The sequence below is a fragment of the Zafaria cholistanensis genome, from assembly GCF_008580665.1.
Lineage (GTDB): Bacteria > Actinomycetota > Actinomycetes > Actinomycetales > Micrococcaceae > Zafaria > Zafaria cholistanensis.
The window spans coordinates 147079-161699 of sequence record NZ_BKDJ01000006.1; the positions used below are offsets into that span (position 1 = coordinate 147079).

10 protein-coding genes are annotated in these 14621 nt (G+C 69.1%); 4 read left to right on the top strand and 6 right to left on the bottom strand.

Annotated elements, in window-relative coordinates; genetic code table 11:
- Positions 1-133 precede the first annotated feature (133 nt).
- The gene (gene treS / locus NCCP_RS07545) at positions 134-2392 is read left to right on the top strand and encodes a maltose alpha-D-glucosyltransferase (RefSeq protein ID WP_149956625.1); all 2259 of its coding nucleotides are present in this window, start codon (positions 134-136) and stop codon (positions 2390-2392) included.
- 64 nt (positions 2393-2456) lie between these two features.
- Here treS and NCCP_RS07550 read toward each other — a convergent pair whose 3' ends face one another.
- From NCCP_RS07550 to NCCP_RS07570, 5 genes are all read right to left on the bottom strand, one after another.
- Positions 2457-3839 (bottom strand): MFS transporter, encoded by a 1383-nt coding sequence (locus NCCP_RS07550; RefSeq protein WP_149956626.1) that lies wholly within the window; start codon positions 3837-3839, stop codon positions 2457-2459.
- On the bottom strand, positions 3814-5502 hold the full coding sequence (nikE, locus tag NCCP_RS07555; protein ID WP_149956627.1) for a nickel ABC transporter ATP-binding protein NikE: 1689 nt from the start codon (positions 5500-5502) through the stop codon (positions 3814-3816). Before nikE ends, NCCP_RS07550 begins: the two co-directional genes overlap by 26 nt.
- On the bottom strand, positions 5495-6337 hold the full coding sequence (locus NCCP_RS07560; RefSeq protein WP_149956628.1) for an ABC transporter permease: 843 nt from the start codon (positions 6335-6337) through the stop codon (positions 5495-5497). The genes nikE and NCCP_RS07560 overlap by 8 nt, the downstream gene beginning before the upstream one ends.
- Positions 6330-7271: an ABC transporter permease gene (locus NCCP_RS07565; RefSeq protein WP_149956629.1), complete on the bottom strand. Its 942-nt coding sequence runs from the start codon at positions 7269-7271 to the stop codon at positions 6330-6332. Before NCCP_RS07565 ends, NCCP_RS07560 begins: the two co-directional genes overlap by 8 nt.
- 61 nt (positions 7272-7332) lie before the next feature.
- Positions 7333-8847 carry an ABC transporter substrate-binding protein gene (locus NCCP_RS07570; RefSeq protein ID WP_149956675.1) on the bottom strand — a complete coding sequence of 505 codons (1515 nt, stop codon included), beginning with the start codon at positions 8845-8847 and terminating at the stop codon, positions 7333-7335.
- Between the two features lie 544 nt (positions 8848-9391).
- Here NCCP_RS07570 and ppsA point away from each other — a divergent pair.
- Positions 9392-11794, top strand: coding sequence for a phosphoenolpyruvate synthase (ppsA, locus tag NCCP_RS07575; protein ID WP_149956630.1), 2403 nt, complete (start codon positions 9392-9394; stop codon positions 11792-11794).
- Between the two features lie 52 nt (positions 11795-11846).
- Positions 11847-12692, top strand: a complete 846-nt coding sequence (locus NCCP_RS07580; RefSeq protein ID WP_149956631.1) for a pyruvate, water dikinase regulatory protein — start codon at positions 11847-11849, stop codon at positions 12690-12692.
- 64 nt (positions 12693-12756) lie between these two features.
- On the opposite strand, the gene NCCP_RS07585 is transcribed toward NCCP_RS07580, so the two are convergent.
- A complete protein-coding gene (locus NCCP_RS07585) occupies positions 12757-13239 on the bottom strand; it encodes an Lrp/AsnC family transcriptional regulator (protein ID WP_149956676.1) in 483 nt (160 codons plus the stop codon).
- Positions 13240-13413: 174 nt separating this feature from the next.
- Between NCCP_RS07585 and NCCP_RS07590 the strand changes: the two genes are divergently transcribed.
- Positions 13414-14541, top strand: coding sequence for a histidinol-phosphate transaminase (locus NCCP_RS07590; RefSeq protein ID WP_149956632.1), 1128 nt, complete (start codon positions 13414-13416; stop codon positions 14539-14541).
- Positions 14542-14621 lie beyond the last annotated feature (80 nt).

Consider the following 14621-nt stretch of genomic DNA (forward strand, 5'->3'; position numbering starts at 1 on the left):
GATGATCTTGAGGGGCGCACTGCAGCCATGGAAGTGGCGGGCAGGTGCGTCCTCACCGCTGGCAACGGAGGTGGGGGTTTACCTCGGGTTTTAGATGAGGAACCAGCTGGACGCGGCAAGAGGGGAATCCACCATGACCGATCTGACCGGATCCAAAAACATGGACGAGCGGCAAGGGGATCCCGCCGAGCCGCAGGAGACCGAGCCGGCCCCGTCGCATGCGCTGGACATCACCTTCGATGAGCAGTTCTACCCGGCCCGGCCGCGGCCTCTCCGGCCGACGGCCAGGCGCAGGGAACACATTGCAGGGCAGCCGCCGTTCCAGGCCGATGGACGCAACAAGGTTTACGTCGAATGGCTGCGCAACCAGTCGATGCTCGGCGATGCCGATGTCCTGGCCCGCCAGCTGTCGGGGCAGGCCAGCATGTGGCAGAACCCCTACGCGTTTCCCAACCCGCGGGCGGCGGTGGAAAGGGCGTCCGTCTGGTTCACCGCCTACCCCTTGTCCTTCATCACCAAGCCCGGCCAGTCCTTCCTGGCGGCGCTGGGGGACCGGGACATGTGGGAGGCGTTCCAGCGCATCGGGATCAAGGCCATCCACACCGGCCCCGTGAAGCGGGCCGGCGGGCTCGACGGATGGGAACACACCCCCAGCATCGACGGCCACTTTGACCGCATCAGCATGGCCATCGACCCGTCCTTCGGCACCGTCGAGGAGTTCAGGGCGATGTGCGAGGCCGCGCAGGCGCACGGAGGCACCATCATCGACGACATCGTCCCCGGCCATACGGGCAAGGGGGCGGATTTCCGGCTGGCGGAGATGAACTACCGGGACTACCCGGGGATCTACCACATGATCGACATCCCCGAAGCCGACTGGCACCTGCTGCCCGACGTCCCCGAAGGCGAGGACTCGGTCAACATCGACAGCCGGACCGAAAGCGCCCTGCAGGAAGCCGGATACATCATCGGGCAGCTGCAGCGGGTCATCTTCTACGAGCCCGGCGTGAAGGAAACCAACTGGAGCGCCACCCGCCCCGTCTACGACACCACCGGCAAGCTGCGCAGGTGGGTCTATCTGCACTACTTCAAGTCCGGCCAGCCCTCGATCAACTGGCTCGATCCGACCTTCGCCGGAATGCGCCTGGTGATGGGCGACGCCCTCCACTCCCTGGTCGACCTTGGGACCGGCGCCCTCCGCCTGGACGCCAACGGTTTCCTGGGCGTCGAGAAGAGCGCCGAGGAAAGCCCCGCGTGGTCCGAAGGCCACCCCCTCTCGGAAGCGGCCAACCAGCTGTTGGGCAGCATGGTCCGAAAAGTCGGTGGCTTCACGTTCCAGGAACTGAACCTGAGCATCGACGACATCAAGGCCACCTCGGAAACCGGTCCGGACCTGTCATACGACTTCGTGACCAGGCCCGCGTACCACCACGCGCTGGTGACGGCGGACACCGAATTCCTCCGGCTGACCCTGCGCCTGGCCATGGACGCCGGCGTGGACCAGGCCTCGCTGGTCCATGCCCTGCAAAACCATGACGAACTCACGTACGAGCTGGTTCATTTCACCACGAAGCACCGGGACGACCACTTCGACCTGGCAGGGCTTCGCATGACCGGTTTCGAAGTCGCGGACAAGATCCAGGGCGACCTCAGGAAGGGCATTACCGGGCAGGCGGCGCCCTACAACCTCCTTTTCACCACCAACGGCATCGCCTGCACCACGGCGAGCGTGATCACCGCCGTCCTGGGCATCAAGGACCTGTCCGCGATCACCGGGGAACAGAAGCGGCAGATCCGCGACGTCCACCTGCTGCTGGCCATGTACAACGCCCTGCAGCCCGGCGTCTTTGCCCTGTCGGGATGGGACCTCTGCGGAGCACTGCCACTGGGGCGGGACCAGGTCTCGGAACTGCTCAGCAAGGGCGACACGCGGTGGATCAACCGCGGCCGGCACGACCTCATGGGACACGGCACCGCGGGCGAGCCCGGCGGCTCGGCGCTGCCCAAGGCCCAGACCCTCTACGAAACGCTGCCCGAGCAGCTCCTGGATGAGCATTCCTTCGCCTCACGGCTGGCCCGCATCCTCAGGGTGAGGGAGGACCTGGGCATCGCGAAGAGCGAGCTCATCGATGTTCCGGACGTTTCCCATCGCGGGCTCCTGGTCATGGTCCACCGCCTGCCCTCAGGACAGCTGCAAATCACCGTCCTGAACTTCTCGCCCGAAGACGTCGCCGGTTCCGTCCACTCGCCAACGCTCCCCACGGACGAAACCGTCACGGATGCCTTCACCGGGGAAAAAATCAGCACCGTCGATGACCTGCACAGCTTCTACATCTCCCTTCCGCCGTACACCGGAACGGCCCTGCTCATCGGCTCCGTCGAAGGAGCCTGACCGCACGGGGAACCCACCCAGCCGGCAGTACCGGCCCGTTCCGCGGCGGGACGCGGGCGGCCTGTCAGGCGTTCCGCGAGGGACCCGCGGCCGTGGTTGCCGGGGCGGCATTGCTGCCGGTGCGGTGTCCACGCAGCACCGGCGGCAATGCCGCTGCGGCCAGCAGGGCGAGCAGGACCAGCGGCACCCAGGGGATGCCGGGCCACCAGTGGTGCCGGTCGGTGAGGTCGAGCAACCGGCCCAGCAGGGCATTGCCTGCCAGCACGGCGATTCCGCCGCAGGTGGCTGACAACCCGAAGTAGGCCCCCCGCCGCGGCACCGGCCCGCCGGCCGGGACGAAGGCCGGGATCAGGGACAGGATGGTGGGGGTGAGGAGCATGCGGCCCAGGATCAAGACAGCGACGGCACCCGCCATCGGTGCCAGGGAACTGCCCGAAGTCCCGGGATGCACCGCGGTTGTTGCGGTCAGGGCAAACGCGGCGGCGAGCAGGACGAAGCCGGCGGACAGGGTGCGCCCCGGCCCCAGGCGCTGGGCCGCCGCCGCCGCCGGCAGCTGCAGCAGCAGGGTCAGGACAGAGGCCAGCAGGAACAGGGCGCCCAGCCAGGCGCCGTCCAGGCCCCGCCGGTCCAGTTCCACCGGGACCGCGAAGTAGAGCTGGTTGTAGGCCAGCATGTTCATGCTGGCGAACATGCAGAACACCACGAAGCGGCGGTTGCGCAGGCACTCAAGGGCCGGGCGGGCCACGGCGTGTCCCGGCTCCTCCAGATCCGGCTCCGGACCCTGTGTCGAATCCGCCGCAGTACGCTCCGGTGCAGCACGGTCAGCTGCAGCACGGTCAGCTGCAGCACGGCCCGCTGCAACACGGTCCGGCGCGGCGGGGAGGCGGTACCACAGCAGGATCGTTACGGCAGTGAAGACCGCGATCCCGGCGGCCAGCGCGGCGTCGAAGCCCCATCCCAGCAGGGCTGACCCCAGGACCGGGCCCAAGACGGCGCCGATCTCCCCGGTGATCGCCAGCCAGACGAACACCGAGCGCCGGCCCTTTTTTCCGCCGGCGGGTGCGCCGGCGTCGGCCTGGGACAGCTGGGATTCCAGGGCCGGGGAGAACAGGGCGCCCCCGGCGCCGGTGAGGACCGCGCCGAGCAGGAACAAGGTGAAGTCGGAGGCCGCCGCCAGGGTGGCGTAGCCGAGGATGCGGATCAGGCAGCCGGTGAGGATCGCCCGGCGCGGGCCCCAGCGGTCGGCCAGTATGCCGCCGGCCAGGAACATCCCCTGCTGGCTGAAGGTGCGTGCCCCGAGCACCAGTCCGATCGCGGCGGCATCCATTCCGTAGTCCCGGCCCATGGCCCCGGCGAGGAAGGGAACGACGGCGTAGAAGCCGAGGTTGAAAACCAGTTGGGCACCCAGCAGGGTGCGCGTCTCAGGCCGGTAGTGGCGGAAGGGCATCGAGGAGCTCCTGGGTCTCGGGAACCAGGCGTTGGGGACCCGTCGTCCCGGCCCGCCGGGAGGGAAGCGAGGCCGCCACCAGCTGCCTGCTGTGCGGGTGCTGCGGATCCGTGAAGAAGTCTTCGGTGGCCGCGAGCTCGACCAGGGCACCCTCGAAGAGGACGGCGACGCGCTGGCTTGCGTAGCGGATGACGTTCATGTCGTGGGAGATCATGACCAGGGACATCCGGTGGTCGCGCTGCAGGCGCAGCAGCAGGTCCAGGACCTTGCGTTGGGTCACCGCGTCCAGGGCCGAGGTGGCCTCGTCGCAGATCAGCACCGTGGGCTCCAGCAAAAGCGCCCTGGCGATCGTGAGCCGTTGCAGCTGGCCCCCGGAGCATTGGCCGGGATACCTGTCCAACAGTCCGGGCTCCAGCTCCACTTCCTGCAGGACGCGGTGGATGCGGTTTTGGCGCTCCTCCGTGGTGAGGCCGCCGCGCTGCGCCAAAGGCGCTTCCAGGCTGGCACAGAGCCTCATGCGCGGGTCGAAGGCGTCGTGCGGCTCCTGGAAGACCAGCTGCACGGCGGTGCCGGCACTGCCGCCAGGGCCCTGCCGTGCGCCCGTGGGCCGGGTGATGCGTCCGCTGTCCGGGGACTCGAGCCCGACGGCCAATCGGGCGAGGGTGCTTTTCCCGGAGCCGGACTGGCCCAGGACGCCGAGGATTTCGCCTTCAAGGACAGTGAGCGAGACCTGCTCCAGGGCGGGACGCAGGCCGCGTTTGGCCGCTGCGAAGCGCTTCGTGACGCCCTCAAGGGCCAGGACGGTGCGCGCGGAGGCGGCGGGGGCGGGCTTCGGGCCGGGGACCAGGGCGGAGGATGCCAGGAGCTGCCGGGTGCACTCGCTTTGGGGGGCGTCCAGGACTGCTGCGGCCGGGCCGGACTCCTTGACCTGTCCCGCCTCCATGACCACCACGCGGTCTGCGAAGGCGGAAACGGTGGCGAAGTCATGCGTGATGTAGAGGATGCCCAGTCCGCGCTGGCGCCGCTGCCGGTCGATCAGCTCCAGGATCTGGCGCTCGAGGACCTTGTCGAGGGCGGAGGTCGGCTCGTCCGCCAGCAGCAGTTCGGGCTGGCCGGCCAGGGCGACCGCGAGCATGGCCCGCTGCGCCATGCCTCCCGAGAGTTGGTGGGGATACGCCCGCGCCCAGTGGCCCGGGTCGGAGAGGCCGGCCTCGGCCAGCAGGTCGACGGCCCGCGCCCTGGCTTCCCGGCCCCGGAGGCCCGCGTGGAGCCGGAGCGGTTCCAGCAGATGGCTGATGATGGTCTGCCGGGGGTTGAACATCCGTTTGGGCTGCTGGAAGAGCATGCCGATCCTGCCGCCGCGCACGCGGTTGAGCTCCGCCTCGCCGGCCGCCCTCAGGTCCGTCCCGCCCAGCCGGATCGTGCCGGAATCAATGCGCAGGTTGGGGGGAAGCAGGCCCAGCGCGGACATGGCCGTGAGCGTCTTGCCGCTTCCGGAGGCTCCGACGAGGGCCACGAACTCGCCCGGGGCGACGGTGAGGTCGACGCCGGCCAGGAGGGTGCGTGGGGCGGGCGCGCTCCGGTCCGCCCTGGTGCGCGCCGGAGCGGTGGAAGGTGTCCCCTCGCTGAGGCGCAGCTGTTCGATGAGCAGGCCCTCAGGCATTCCGCACCTCCAGCGCGGGGGAGGTTGGCGCCAGGGGGGTGGTGCTGCGGCGGACCAGGTGCTGGCCGATGAGGGTGACGCAAAGTGCGACGACGAAGATGGCCAAGCCGGGAGCGAGGATGGCCAGCGGCGAGCGCAGGGCGAAGGGCTGCGCGGCGGCCAGCATCGAGCCCCAGTCCGACTGTGGCGGCTGCACCCCCAGTCCCAGGTAGGACAGTGCTCCGACGCTGATCAGCAACTGTCCAAAGCGGAGGGTGGCCTGTCCCAGCAGTGGGGCGGCCAGGTGCGGCAGGATGTGCCGCATGACGATGAAGCGGGGCGTGCACCCGAGCACGCGGGCGGCCTCGATGAATCCCCGGGCGGAAACGTCGTAGGCCAGTGCCCGGGCCAGCCGGGCGAAGGGCGTCCAGCCGGCCACCGTCAGGGCCAGCAGCAGCGACGGGTAGCCGCTTCCCAGCAGGGCGACCAGGAACAGGGCGAGCACCATCTCGGGCAGCGCGAGGAAGACGTCGTTGGTCCGGGTGAGGAATTCGTCGAGCCAGCCCCGGCGGCGGGCGCTGGCCACGCCGACCGCCGTGCCGATCACCCCGGTCAGCACCGTGGCCAGGGCTGCGATAGTGAGGGAGAACCGCCCGCCCTCGAGCAGGCGGCTGAGGGTGTCCCGGCCGAGGTGGTCCGTGCCCAGCCAGTGGTCGCCGCCGGGCGGGGAGAGCCTGGCGCCAAGGTCCTGGGCGGCGGGGGAATGGGGAGTGATCCAGGGGGAGAGCGCCACGGCGAGCACGATCAGGGCCAGGATCGAGGCGGCAACAAGCACGTGGGCGGGGAGGTTACGCATGGTGGGCCCTCATCCGGGGGTTCAGGAGCCGGTGGACCAGGTCGGCGGCCGTGGTCAGGACGACGGCGAGTCCCACCACCACGACGACGCCTCCCTGGGCCAGGGGAATGTCGCTGTTGAGGACCGCGTCGTAGAGCAGCCGTCCCATGCCCGGGATCGCGAAGATGACTTCCACGATGACCGATCCGCCCAGCAACCCGGCGAACCACACCGCCGCCAGGGTGGTCAGGGGCAGCAGCCCGTTGGGGAGCACGTGCTTCAGCACGGTTTTCCGGCGGCCCAGCCCGCGGCTGCGGGCCGCCACCACGTGCTCGGCACTCAGGGCGTCGAGCACCCCTTCGCGCACCGCCGAGGTGAAATGGCTGATCGGGCGCAGCGCGAGCACGGTGACGGGCAGGACCGCGGAGGCGGGCCCCGCCCATCCCGCGGAAGGCAGCACGGACAGCTTCAGGGCGAAAATCAGCACGAGCACCGGCGCGAGCCAGTATTCCGGGATCGCGATGAACGCCTGCGTCACGGTGGTGATGGCCTTGTCCGCCAGGCGTCCCTCCTGCAGGGCGGCGGCCGTCCCGAGGAGGACGGAGACCAGGGCCGCGGCGCCCAGGGTGGCCACGACCATGCTCAGGGTGATCCACAGGGCAGGCAGCACCTGTTCGACGACCGGGGTGCGGCTGGTGTAGGACAGGCCCATGTCCCCGCTGCCGAAGCGGCCCAGCCACCGCAGGTACTGCGTCCACAGCGGGTCGCCGATCCCCAGCTGGAGCGTCAGGGCCTGCACGGTGGCCTCGTCGACCACCTCGCCGGAAACCCGGGAGCGGATGATCTTCCGTGCCGGATCCCCGGGGGTGACGTAGGGGATGAGGAAGACCAGGAAGGACGCCAGAAGGACGGAGACCCCCAGGGTCGCCGTCCTTCTGGCAAGGAACAGCATCATTGCCGGCCCTGCCCGGGAGGAGCACCGGTGCTGCCGTGCACGCTCACGAGCCGGACCATGTTCACGATCCGGACTTGGTCGTTTCGGCGCGGAGCACGTACCGGGCCAGCGGGTCCTGCACGTGGGAGCCCAAGTTGGCGCGGACGGCGTCGATGGCCTGCTCGTTGACCAGCCAGATGTTCACGGCCTGGTCCTGGAGGATCTTCCCCGCCTCCGCGTACAGCCGGTAGCGCTCCTGGGTGTCGGCGGTCCGGGCCGCCTGCGCGATGAGCTTGTCGTAGTCCTCGTCGCAGAAGTGGCTGAGGTTGTACCCGCCGTCGCAGGTGTAGTCCGCCGTCAGGAAGCCGATCGGGTCGGCGATGTCGATGAGGCGGTTGCGCTGGCTGAGCACCATGTCGTAGTCGCCCGACAGCAGGTCCGGCTCCACCGCGGCGTATTCCGCGGTCCGGATTTTCACCGGCACATCCACTGCCTTCAGGTTTTCCTGGATGACGGTGGCCACGTCGGCGAACTCGGCGCGTTCGACGATCGCGATGATTTCCAGCGGCCGGCCGGCGGTGTATCCGGCGGCGGCGAGCAGCTGGCGGGCTGCCTCCACGTCCTGCTGTGGGGTCTGCGCGCCCTCGATCGCCCACGGCTCGGAGGGGGCGAAGGGCCCGCTGGCCGGCAGGGCGGCACCCTCGTAGACGCTGCCGGCCAGGGTGTTTAGGTCGAGCGCGGCCCGCAGGGCCTGGCGGAATTCGACGTCGTCGAACGGTGCCTTGCCGTTGTTCATGTACAGCGTCGCCGTCCGCGGCGAATCGGCCTTGAGGACCTTGACGTTCTCATCGGCCTCGAGCGCGGACAGGCTGGAGACGGGGATGGAGAGGGAAACGTCGGCCTCGCCGGTCTGGACCTGCGTGGCGCGGGTGGCTCCGTCGGTGATGAAGCGGACTTCGGCCCCGGCCAGCTGCACCTGCCCGCCCCAGTAGTCCTCGTTCCGGTCCAGGGTCAGGGACTGCTTGGGCTTCTCCGAGACGGGGGTGAAGGGTCCCGTGCAGTGGCCGAAGGGATCGACGGTTTCGCCTTCGAAGGCGGCCGGGGCCAGCACGCCGGTGTTGACGCTGGCCAAGCGGTAGGGAACCAGCGGGCTTTCAGTCGGGGTGGTGATCCGGACCGTGCGCTCGTCGATGGCCTCGACACCGCTGACGACGGTCGGGTTGAAGGCCCGGGCCGGGACCTCCGCCTCGAGCACCGTCCGCAGGGAGTTCACCACCGTGTCGGCCGTGAGCGCGGTGCCGTCCTGGAACTTCACCCCGTCGCGGAGGGTGAAGTCCCATTCCAGGTCGGAGACCTGCTCCCACCCGGTGGCGAGCGAGGGCACGATCTTCCCTGCGGCCTCGTCATACCGCGTGAGCGTCTCAAGGCATCCGGACAGGGACAGGATGTACGCCGCGTCGCTTTCGAGGGCCCAATCGGCCACCGGAGCGCGGAAGTTGTCCACCACGATCCGCTGGTCGAGGTCGGCCGCCTGCGGACTTTCTCCTTCACCGGAGAAGCCACAACCGGACAACGCCAACACGGCAACTAATCCCATGGCCGCCGAGGACCGCAGCAAAGCGCGCACAAAACCACCTAAGTTCAATTTCCGCAGACGGGGTGTCCGGGACGGCAAGGAAATGGCCGCGAGGGCCGAAGGTGAGTTTAGGCAATCCTAAGTTATCTGTCTATTCGTGCCGGAAAAGGGACGTAATCCGGACATGGTGCCGGGGGCTGAAGCGGGAGCGCCGAAACGGTGGTCCGTCCTGCCGCAGATCGGCATGATGGACCCCTCCGCGGCCCCCTGCGCACCTTCCGGGGTTTCCCTGGCGCGCATGGATCCGGCCTTCCCCGCCGTATGTGTTTGCCGTGTCATGTTTCGCCGTATTGCGCCGGATCCGGGGATGCGCCTTTTTGCCGGAGCCCCGCCACCGCAGCCTTGACGGGCGCTCTTATCCACATCCGGCCCGCCGTTCATGACGCGCCTTCATATGACGTGCACCACACAGCCTTGCCTCCGGGGGCCGTATCCGGCCAGCCTTGGCACACTCGTCTTTTCCCCAGCGCTTATCGGCGCGTGCCCCAAAGAAGGAGCACCACCCATGACCGATGTTCTTTGGTTTTCCGAACTAGGCTTGACCGACCTCGACCGGGTCGGGGGCAAGAACGCTTCCCTCGGAGAGATGGTCCGCAACCTCGCCTCGGCGGGGGTCAGGGTCCCGGACGGTTTTGCCACGACGGCTGACGCCTACCGGCGTTTCCTCAGTGAGTCCGGCCTCGATGCCCGGATCGCCGCGATCCTTGAGGACCTGGACAGCGATGACGTGACGGCCCTGGCCTTGGCCGGAACGCTGATCCGCGACCTGATCCGCCAGGCCCCGTTCCCGACCGGTTTCGAGGAGCAGATCCGAGCCGCTTACGGCCGCCTGGCCGACGGCCACGACGGAGACATGTCCTGGGCAGTGCGCTCCAGCGCCACGGCCGAAGACCTGCCCGATGCCTCCTTCGCCGGCCAGCAGGAGACGTTCCTGAACATCAGGGGCGTGGAGAATGTCCTGCACGCCATCAAGGACGTTTTTGCCTCCCTCTACAACGACCGGGCCATCGCGTACCGGGTCCACCATGGGTTCACGCACTCCGAAGTGGCCCTGTCGGCTGGCATCCAGCGCATGGTCCGCTCCGACATCGGCGCATCCGGCGTGATGTTCACCATGGATACCGAGTCCGGCTTCACCGACGCGGTGTTCATCACCTCCTCCTACGGCCTGGGCGAGGCCGTAGTCCAGGGCGCAGTGAATCCCGACGAGTTCTACGTGCACAAGCCTGCCCTGGCTGCCGGCCGGCCGGCCGTGCTCAAGCGGGGCCTGGGCGAAAAAGCGGTGCAGATGACCTACACCGACTCCCGCGAGGTAGGCAAGACCGTCGATTTCGTGCCCGTGCCTGTCCGGCAGCGCCGCCGCTTCAGCCTGACCGACGCTGAAGTCGAGCAGTTGGCCCGGCACGCGATGGCCATCGAGGCACACTACGGCCGCCCCATGGACATCGAGTGGGGCAAGGACGGGCTGGACGGGGAGCTGTACATCCTGCAGGCCCGTCCCGAGACCGTCGAGTCCCGCAGGAACACCGGGGTGATCTCCCGCTACACGCTCAACGAGCGCTCCCGGGTCCTGGCCGAGGGCCGGGCCATCGGCCAGCGCATCGGCGCCGGCCAGGTGCGCGTGCTGGCCTCGATCGACCAGATGGCCTCGTTCCAGGCCGGCGACGTCCTGGTGGCGAACATGACCGACCCGGACTGGGAACCGATCATGAAGAAGGCTGCCGCCATCGTCACCGACCGTGGCGGGCGCACCTGCCACGCGGCCATCATTGCCCGGGAACTGGGCATCCCGGCCGTGGTCGGCACCGGCAACGCGTCCCAAGTCCTGGCCGACGGCGCACCGGTGACCGTCTCCTGCGCCGAGGGTGAGGCGGGCCTGGTGTACGAGGGGCTGCTGGACTACACGCTGCAGGAGACCACTTTGGACACGATGCCGGAGGCGCCGGTCAGGATCATGATGAATGTCGGGACCCCCGAGCAGGCCTTCGGCTTCGCGCGCCTGCCGCACCACGGCGTCGGGCTGGCCCGGCTGGAATTCATCATCAACCGCCAGATCGGCATCCACCCCAACGCCCTGTTGGCCCTGGCCGGCGAGATCGAACGTCCCACCGCGCTTTCGGACTACACCGAGCGGCAAATCCAGGAAAGGATTGCCGCCTACGACGGCCCGCGGGACTTCTACGTGAAGCGCCTGGCCGAGGGCATTTCCACCCTCGCCGCCGCCTTCGCCCCGGAGCCGGTCATCATCCGGCTTTCGGACTTCAAGTCCAACGAGTACGCCAACCTGCTCGGCGGTCCCGCCTTCGAGCCGGCCGAAGAGAACCCGATGATCGGCTACCGCGGGGCCTCGCGGTACCTCTCGGACTCGTTCCGCCAGGCGTTTGAGCTCGAGTGCGAGGCCCTGAAGTTCGCCCGCAACGAGATGGGCCTGTCCAACATCAAGGTCATGGTTCCGTTCGTGCGCACCCTGGAGGAAGCACGCGGCGTAACCGAGCTGCTGGCCGCCAACGGCCTGCGCCGTGGCGAGGACGGGCTGGAGATCGTCATGATGTGCGAGCTGCCGGCCAACGCCCTGCTGGCCGATGAGTTCCTGGAGTACTTCGACGGCTTCTCCATCGGCTCCAACGACCTGACCCAGCTCACCCTAGGCCTGGACCGGGACTCGGCACTTGTCGCGGGCGGGTTCGACGAGCGCAACCCGGCGGTCACCAAGCTCCTGGAAATGGCCATTGCCGCCTGCCGCGCCCGCGGCAAGTACGTGGGCATCTGCGGCCAGGGCCCCAGCGACCACCCGGACTTCGCCGAATGGCTGCTGGAGCAGGGAATCAACTCCATCTCGCTGAACCCCGACGCCGTGACCGACACCTGGATGCGCCTGGCCAAGAGCGCCAAGCGCTCCGCGGTCTGAGCATGAGCCTGAGCATGGGCGCGCCAGCAGTGCCGCGCAGGACCCTGCCGCGGTGACCACGGCACATGGCGGGAAAACCGCGGGGGCGGAGCATGCGCCCGCCCCCGTGGTTTTCTTCCTCTCCGACAGCACCGGCATCACTGCCGAGACCCTGGGCAACACCCTGTTGACCCAGTTTCCCGGGCAGCGGCTGGAGCGGCGCACCATCCCCTTCATCACCACCGAGGAGCAGGCGCGGGAGGTCGTCGCCGTCATCGACCGCCTCGCCGCCGCGGGTCCGCGGCCGATCGTCTTCTCGACCGCCGTCAGCCAGGACGTCCGCGCGATCCTGTCGCGCAGCAGCGGGCACTTCGTGGACCTGTTCGGCGCCCACATCGCCCAACTGGAGCATGCCCTGCACGCCACGGCCAGCGGCGAACCGGGCAAGGCCCACGGTGTCGGCGACGCCATCCGCTACCAGTCCCGCATGACCGCCGTCGAGTACGCCATCGAGCACGACGACGGACAGTCCATCCGCGCCCTCGGGCGCGCGGACCTGATCCTCATCGCCCCCTCCCGGTGCGGCAAGACTCCGACGGCCATGTACCTGGCCCTGCAACACGGGATCCTGGCCGCCAACTTCCCCCTGATCGAGGAGGACTTCGCCCGCCGTGAACTGCCGGAGCCGCTCCGGCCCTTCATCCACAAGTGCTTCGGGCTGATCTCCCAGCCGGTCAGGCTGAGCCAGGTACGCCAGGAACGCCGTCCCGGCACCACCTACGCCTCAATGGCCCAATGCAGTTACGAACTGCGCAACGCCGAAGAGATGTACCGGTTCAACCGGGTGCCGTACGTGAACTCCGCATCCATGTCGGTCGAGGAAATCTCCGCCACCATCCTCCAGCGGATGCAATTGTAGGTATTTGCGCCTGGGGCCAACCCTCCGCGGCTACCTTCCCTCTGCGGCTACCTTCCCTCTGCGGCTACCTTCCCTCTGCGGCCTGGCGCAGCAGATCCGTGAGCCGCAGCGGCATGACCTCCCGCAGGGCGATTGAGGTGTTGGTGCGCAGCACGCCGGGAATCTCCAGCATCAGGTTCGTGATGCGGTGCAGGTCGGCGGTGTCCCGGGCCACCACCCGAAGGAGGAGGTCGGCGTCCCCGGTGGTGGAGTGGATTTCGATAATCTCCGGGATCTTCCGCAGCTCCGCCAGCGCCGCGTCCCCCGAGCCCTGGCGGATGGCGAGTTCGACGAAGGCGGTGAGGTCATAGCCCAGCGCCCGGGGATCCACCCGGCGGCTGAACGGCTGGAGGGCACCGCCCTCGGTGAGGCGCCGCAGACGCGCCTGCACCGTGTTTCGGGCGACCCCAAGGGTTTGGGAGAGGGCGAGGACGGTCGCCGAGGGGTCCCGGTCCAGAGCCAGGAGTAGGCGCGCATCCAGGGCGTCAAGACGGTACACACTGAGCAGAATGCCACGAAAAAGGAAAGCCGTTGAGCATCCATCGCATTCTGGAGGAAGTGTGTTGCGCGTCTCATCCTTCCGGGCCAAGGATCGTAACCGCGCGGCACACCCTGGTGGCCGCGCCCCGGCAGGGCCTGTAAATCCATGGGCCGGGCCCCAAGACCCCAGGAAGGACCCTCCATGACGACCACTGGCTCCGCCCGCACACCCACTCCCGCCCGCATCGCGGAGTCCGGCGGACCGGCCCTGCGGGAGGTGGTGTCCCGGCTGCCCGGCTACGTGGCCGGCCGCCGGGCGGCCAGCGTCCTGACAGCCGCGCTGGCCTCCAACGAAAGCCACGAAGAGCCGCTGCCCTCGGTCCTGGAGGCGGTCCTCCAAGGTGCGGGGGGCATCAACCGCTACCCGGACATTGCCGCCGTCGGGCTGCGGGAACGGATCGCGGCCTTCGTGGAGGCCGACGCCGCGGAGGTCGCGGTGGGGCCGGGCAGCGTGGGCGTGCTGCAGCAGATCCTCGCCGCCACTTGCGGACCGGGGGATGAGGTGGTGTTCGCCTGGCGATCCTTCGAGGCGTACCCCATCCTGGTCTCCCTCACGGGCGCGACCCCCGTGCCGGTGCCGCTGGGGTCGGACGAGGGGCACGACCTGGAGGCGATGCTGGGAGCGGTGACGGAGCGGACGCGGGTGGTGATGGTCTGCTCGCCGAACAATCCCACCGGGGTGGCCGTACGCCACGACGCGCTGGCCCGCTTCGTGGCGGCGGTTCCCTCCAGCGTGCTGGTGCTGGTCGACGAGGCGTACGTCGAGTACGTCGGCGACGACGCCGGCCGGCTCGACGCCCTGGGGCTCTTCCGGGCCCACGCCAACGTCTGCGTACTGCGCACCTTCTCCAAGGCCTACGGTCTGGCGGGGCTGCGCGTGGGCTATGCGGTGGCACACCGCCCGCTCGCCGAAGGCCTGCGCCGCGTCGCCCTTCCGTTCGGCGTCAATTCCCTGGCGCAGCGGGCAGCGATTGCGTCCCTGGACGCCGCGGAAGAGGTCCGGGAGCGGGCTGCCGCGGTGGGGCGGGAACGCCGCCGCGTCACCGGCGCGCTGCGGCAGGCCGGATGGGACGTTCCGGAGAGCCGGGCGAACTTCATTTGGCTGCGGGCGGAGGACCGGTTGCGCTCCGCCCTCGCGGAGGCCTTCGACCGGGCCGATGTGCTGGTGCGCGCCTACGACGGCGACGGCATCCGGATCACCCTGGCCGACCCGGAAACCAACGGGCGGGTCCTTGCGATCCTGGGCGACCGTTCGGCCTTCCCCGCCTGACGGCGTCCCCTCCCGCGCGGGTCCCTCAGGGACTGCCCGCTTCCCCGACCCCCAACCCCCGACCCCCTGCCCGAAAGGAC

Bases quoted from the DNA above. Each gene is read 5' to 3' on its own strand.
- NCCP_RS07570 (WP_149956675.1), bottom strand. From the start codon at position 8,847: ATGGGATTAGTTGCCGTGTTGGCGTTGTCCGGTTGTGGCTTCTCCGGT.
- NCCP_RS07550 (WP_149956626.1), bottom strand. From the start codon at position 3,839: ATGCCCTTCCGCCACTACCGGCCTGAGACGCGCACCCTGCTGGGTGCC.
- NCCP_RS07590 (WP_149956632.1), top strand. From the start codon at position 13,414: ATGACGACCACTGGCTCCGCCCGCACACCCACTCCCGCCCGCATCGCG.
- ppsA (WP_149956630.1), top strand. From the start codon at position 9,392: ATGACCGATGTTCTTTGGTTTTCCGAACTAGGCTTGACCGACCTCGAC.
- treS (WP_149956625.1), top strand. From the start codon at position 134: ATGACCGATCTGACCGGATCCAAAAACATGGACGAGCGGCAAGGGGAT.
- nikE (WP_149956627.1), bottom strand. From the start codon at position 5,502: ATGCCTGAGGGCCTGCTCATCGAACAGCTGCGCCTCAGCGAGGGGACA.
- NCCP_RS07565 (WP_149956629.1), bottom strand. From the start codon at position 7,271: ATGATGCTGTTCCTTGCCAGAAGGACGGCGACCCTGGGGGTCTCCGTC.
- NCCP_RS07560 (WP_149956628.1), bottom strand. From the start codon at position 6,337: ATGCGTAACCTCCCCGCCCACGTGCTTGTTGCCGCCTCGATCCTGGCC.